This window comes from Flavobacterium sp., from assembly GCF_028712645.1.
In the GTDB taxonomy this organism is placed as follows: Bacteria; Bacteroidota; Bacteroidia; order Flavobacteriales; family Flavobacteriaceae; genus Flavobacterium.
In genome coordinates, this window is the sequence record NZ_JAQTPQ010000008.1 from 1 (window position 1) to 5,323 (window position 5,323).

General features: G+C 32.0%; 7 protein-coding genes. 1 reads left to right on the forward strand and 6 read right to left on the reverse strand.

The genetic code is table 11. The features are described 5' to 3' along the window. A partial coding sequence (locus tag PHC28_RS01075) for a hypothetical protein (protein WP_300095733.1) occupies positions 1-242 on the forward strand: 242 nt, incomplete at its 5' end. Between the two features lie 35 nt (positions 243-277). On the opposite strand, the gene PHC28_RS01080 is transcribed toward PHC28_RS01075, so the two are convergent. The 6 genes from PHC28_RS01080 to PHC28_RS01105 form a co-directional block, all read right to left on the reverse strand. Continuing rightward, positions 278-814, reverse strand: a complete 537-nt coding sequence (locus tag PHC28_RS01080) for an NADPH-dependent FMN reductase (RefSeq protein ID WP_300095736.1) — start codon at positions 812-814, stop codon at positions 278-280. 85 nt (positions 815-899) lie between these two features. Continuing rightward, complete coding sequence (locus tag PHC28_RS01085; protein ID WP_300095739.1) at positions 900-1,166, reverse strand: hypothetical protein; 267 nt, start codon at positions 1,164-1,166, stop codon at positions 900-902. Between the two features lie 29 nt (positions 1,167-1,195). Further along, on the reverse strand, positions 1,196-1,777 hold the full coding sequence (locus PHC28_RS01090; RefSeq protein WP_300095742.1) for a sigma-70 family RNA polymerase sigma factor: 582 nt from the start codon (positions 1,775-1,777) through the stop codon (positions 1,196-1,198). 15 nt (positions 1,778-1,792) lie between these two features. Further along, positions 1,793-3,145 carry a mannosyltransferase gene (locus PHC28_RS01095; protein WP_300095745.1) on the reverse strand — a complete coding sequence of 451 codons (1,353 nt, stop codon included), beginning with the start codon at positions 3,143-3,145 and terminating at the stop codon, positions 1,793-1,795. Beyond that, positions 3,142-4,638, reverse strand: a complete 1,497-nt coding sequence (locus tag PHC28_RS01100) for a cellulose synthase family protein (RefSeq protein ID WP_300095748.1) — start codon at positions 4,636-4,638, stop codon at positions 3,142-3,144. The genes PHC28_RS01095 and PHC28_RS01100 overlap by 4 nt, the downstream gene beginning before the upstream one ends. Continuing rightward, positions 4,625-5,314 (reverse strand): glycosyltransferase family 2 protein, encoded by a 690-nt coding sequence (locus PHC28_RS01105; RefSeq protein ID WP_300095751.1) that lies wholly within the window; start codon positions 5,312-5,314, stop codon positions 4,625-4,627. The genes PHC28_RS01100 and PHC28_RS01105 overlap by 14 nt, the downstream gene beginning before the upstream one ends. Positions 5,315-5,323: the final 9 nt, after the last annotated feature.

The window sequence follows — 5,323 nt, forward strand, 5'->3', positions numbered from 1 at the left end:
TTTACAATCCATACAACAATTGTCGATGTAACAAAAGAATAAATGCTGCTATTTCTTGTGGACGAATAGTTAAAAATAAATTGAATTTTGCTGACAAAATTGAAAATTACAACGAGGAAATGGAAGAATTAAATTCGCTTTCCGGCATTTATCAAAATCACGGAATCTTTAAAAATGATGTAGATTTTATGACACAACTAAATGAAATTTTAGCAACTAAAAGTATAATAAACGATAATTGAAAGATGAAAAAGCCCAACTTTTTATCAAATTACAATTACAAATTTAGCAGTTTATCAAATGAATTTATAAAATGAGTAATTTTATTTAAGGTTTCAATATCTGTAATAATGCCATCGTTGTTCACTTTTCCTCTTACCCCTTGAATTAAAAGTTCAGTTTCGTTGCTGAATTTTGCTTCAACGGTTTTCATTATTAATGCTAATTCCTCTTGGGCTTTTTCCCCTGATGCAGATGCAGTTATAAGTCCAACTTTCTTTTGAGAAAAAATCGTTGTAGAAACACACCATTCCAAAGCATTTTTTAAACTTCCTGGCAAACTAAAAATATATTCGGGAGTGCAAATTAGTATTCCATCTGCTTCTGCAATTTCATTTCTAAAAGCGCTTACTATTTTGGGAGGATTTTCTGTATCAAGATCAGTATTAAAATGTGGAATTTCGGACAACCCTTCAAAAATTTTCATTTCAAATTTCTCTTTTGTCAATTCAGAAATCAATTTGAGGATTTTAAAATTACTGGAATTGTTTCGAGTGCTTCCCGAAATTGCAAATATTTTTTTCTTTTGAGACATTGTGGGCTTTTGATTATTTACTAAAAAAAACAAAAAACACCACAGTTTCTTGTAGTGTTTTTTCCTGAATTAACAATTTTGTTCTTTATGATTTATTAATTTCTTCCAAAATTTTATTCTTCCTTTCTTCTGGCATTTTTACATTTACTTTTGACTTACCTGTAAACCATTTGCCAATAACAGTATCAATAAATTTAGATTGGTGCTCGTAAGCAGTACAAGTTTTACACATTGATTTGTGTACTTGCAATTGCATTTTTTCTTTCGCTGTTAATGGTGTAAATAGCTGTTTGTCTATCAACTCTGTGGTTTTTTTACAAGAATTTACCATCATATTCATTATTTTTTGCATCAGCATTTCTTTAAAATTTTAAAGGTTTATTACAACCATTTCATTTCTAAACATTTTTTTAAGAGTAGTTTTGCTCTGTGTACTATCTGCCAATAATTAGACGTTGTAATTTCTAATTCCTGACAAATTTCATCTGCATTTTTATCAGTTAAATATTTGGAAGTCACGGCAAATTTCCATTTTTGAGGTAAATCTTCCATACAGTCCTGCATTATGTTGTTAAATTCTGGATTGTCCAGTAATTCTTCTTCTTGATCCCAAACAGGGTTAATGTCGTTATTCTTCCAGTTTTCGGTTTCGTTGAACAAGCCATCAGAAAGTTCGTAACCGCTATTTTCAGAGATACTAAAGGTTTGTTTCGTGGTTTTGGCACTCAAACGATAATAATCTATCACTTTATTATTCAAAATAGAAAACAACCAGGTTTTAGGTTGGCTTTTCCCCTGAAAAGTATCTATTTTATGAAAAGCTGCCAAAAAAGTTTCCTGAACCAAATCTTCAGCAGTTTCCTTAGAAGAAGTTTTGTATAATGCCCAGGAAAAAAGTTCGTCGCTAAACTGATTGACCCAATTTTCAAATAATTTTTTAGAATCTACTTTGATAACTTCCATAAATCTTGTTGCCTGTTATTTTACAAGTCCAAAGATACTATTTTTTTTAGACCTCAAAAAGTCATTCTTTTCGAACAGCAAAAACAGCAATACTAAACTATATTCTAATCCAATTAACCAAGAGTTTTCTTTGAATTCTGGATTAGAATAGGCACTATAACTCAAAATTGCTGTTAAACTCCAAACTATCGGGTAATTGAATTTTGTAAAAACACCAATCAAAACCAAGTTTATGATATACCAAGGATGAACGGTTGTGGAAGTAAAAAAATAGACACTTAAAACGAGCAGAAAACTTTGGAATAAATCAATGGTGGTTCTGTTGTTTCCTTTAAGTGCTTGATGAATAATATACGTAATGATTAGTATTGGCATAATTCTGCCAGTAATTTGAATGATATTATATCCTGTTATCCAAAAACCAATTTCACGAATTAGGTAATAAATACTAGCATTGAATTCGAAATTGGTGAACCATAAGCCAATAGTTTCTGAATAATTTGCGATCAATTCTGAAGAAAGGAATGGCAAGAGCAGCACTATATTTACTCCAATGACAATGCTGTAAAAACCGATACTTTTTTTCCAACCCAATTTCTGAAAAAAAAGAGGCAACAACAATAAAGGCAACAATTTGGTTGAAATGGATAATGCCACTAACAAGGCTGCCGTTTTCCATTTGTTTTGATGCAATAAATACATACTCCAAACGAAGAAAAAAAGCATTACGCCTTCAAAATGAAGGTTTCCTGTTAGTTCAATTATAACCAATGGATTTAATAGATACCAAAAAATGCGGTGTTTTTCAAATCCTAATTTTTCCAATAATTTGCTTCCGAAATATAACGTTCCGAAATCTGCTGCAATGATTATTATCCGTAGAATTACTGCTGCACCAATAATTGAATGATTACTTAAAAATCCTGCAACTACAAAAAATAATTGATTGATTGGCGGATAATTAGAGTAGTGAGAGGCACTCAAGCTTTTCATTCCGTTTACTAATTCTTGTGCTTGAGAGAGTTTGAAATTTGGATTTGCAATCAAATCCTGGGGTAAATGTACATACGGATTTAAACCTTCTAAAATTAACCTTCCGTCCCAAATAAAACGAAAGTAGTCTTGTGATAAATTGGGCAAAGCCACAATGAAAATTAATCGAAAAAGGACTATAACTCCGATTAGAAAAGTAAAATTATCTTTTTGTAATTTGATTATTTGATATGCCAAAAGAAACAAAAAACTATAGGAAATAACTAAAGAAACAAATTCAGTTCGTTCCAGTCCATAGCCAATAAAACCATAAATGAGAATGCTTACAATTAGTAAGAAATATGATTTTGTGTTATTTGAAATGGTGTAACTCATTTGGTATCAGTAATAGATTTTATGAATACATATCCGAAACCAAAAAGCAACATCAAATGGAAAGGATACAATGCAAAATCATTGAATTTATAGCCACTGTACAATCCGAAAAGGGAATATAAAACAAGTAATCCTTCGATAATTGTGTTTTTGGATACTTTTTTTGAAATATAAATATTGTCTTTCCACTTATCTTTTAAGCTTTCGATATTGAATTTTGGCGTTCTGATGAATTCGCTTTTTTTGCCCAACAATCCTTCTAAAACAGCAATTGTATTGTGAAAGGAAAATCCCATTGCAATGGCATAAAAGGTAAAAAACAAGCCAATATATTTCAGGAAATTCTTAAATCCGCCGCCTTGAATATTTTTAAAAGTAACCCAATAGCTGATAAAAAACAGTAGGGAAGTAATGACAAAAAATATCAGAATATCAAAAAGTATTACCAAATGTCCGTACCTATTTTTGATAAACAAAACCGGAATACTTAAAATTGCCATTGCAAAAATCATCAGAAACATCGAACTATTGAGCAAATGCAAAATGCCGTGAATTTTTGTTTTTAATGGGATTGATTTTGATGTAATGACCCGCCAGTTCATTTTCCTGAAATTCTCGGCACCGCCTTTGTTCCAACGAAATTGTTGTGAACGAGCTGCACTGATTATTGCAGGAAGCTCCGCAGGAGTTTCTACATTTTCTAAATATTTGAATTTCCAATTTTTTAATTGTGCCCTATAACTTAAATCCAGATCTTCGGTTAGCGTATCGCTTTCCCAGTTTCCTGCATCGATAATACATTCTTTTCTCCAAACACCGGCTGTTCCGTTGAAGTTGATGAAATGCAATTGTGAATTGCGACCAACTTGTTCCAACGTAAAATGAGCATCGAGAGCAAATGCCTGAATTTTTGTCAAAATGGAATAATCTCGGTTTAAATGCCCCCAACGTGTTTGTACAACTCCGATTTTTTTATCTTTGAAATAGGGAATTGTTTGAAAAAGCCAATCTTTTTGAGGTACGAAATCGGCATCAAAAATGGCTATGAACTCTCCTTTGGCAGTTACCAATCCTTCTTTTAAAGCTCCTGCCTTGAAGCCAATCCGGTTGGTTCTTGTGATGTGTTTGATGTCTAAACCTGATTTATGTAAATCATCAATTATTGCTTTTGTTTCAAAAATGCTGTCATCGATGCTGTCGTCAAGCACCTGAATTTCGAGTTTTTCTTTTGGATAATCAAGTTTTGCAATGGTTGTAAGCAAACGTTCCACCACATATTTTTCATTGAAAATAGGCAGTTGAATGGTTACGAATGGAATTTCGGTCGGGTTTGTAAAATTGAATTTTTCAGAATTGTCAATTTGTTTTTTACTTTTTAGATAATTAATAAGCAAATTGAATTGTGCCAATCCGTAGAAAAAAATCAACAGAATAGCGAAACTATAGAGAATGAGAACGATGTATGAAAGTACTAACATTTTATTTAAAAGCATATTTAAAAATCCAACCTATTATTTTTATTCCAGCCATTACAGTTCCTTTTACTGTTCCGGAAACTTTTGAAACGCCAATTCTGTTTTTGTAGCGAACAGGAATTTCGGTGTATGGAATGTGTTTTTTCAAAATTTTTAATTGCATTTCAACCGTCCAACCATACGTTTTGTCTTGCATATTCAAATCTAAAAGAGTTGCATATTTTATGGCTCGAAACGGACCTAAATCCGTGAATTTAGAATTAAAAAAAAGTTTCATCAAGAAAGTTGCCAACCAGTTTCCGAAGACTTGTTGCGGTGTCATTGACCCTTTTTCTCGAAGATTTGAGACTCGTGCTCCAACTACAAAATCTACATTTTGATTGAGAATTGGTTCAACTAAATGGATTAATTCTTCGGGATAATCCGAATAATCACCATCGAGAAAAACTACAATATCGGGTTTTGTCTTTTGGTGTGAGATGTATTCAAGTCCTTTGAGACAAGCGTATCCGTATCCTTTTCTTTTTTCAGAAAGTACGGTCGCACCATTTTCGAAAGCTATTCTGCTTGTGTTATCTGTAGAATTGTTATTGACTATAATAATCTCCGAAACTATTTTAGGAATTTCCCGAATGACACTTGCAATCGCTTTCTCTTCGTTATAAGCAGGAATGATTACCTTAATAATTGCCATTTATTTTTG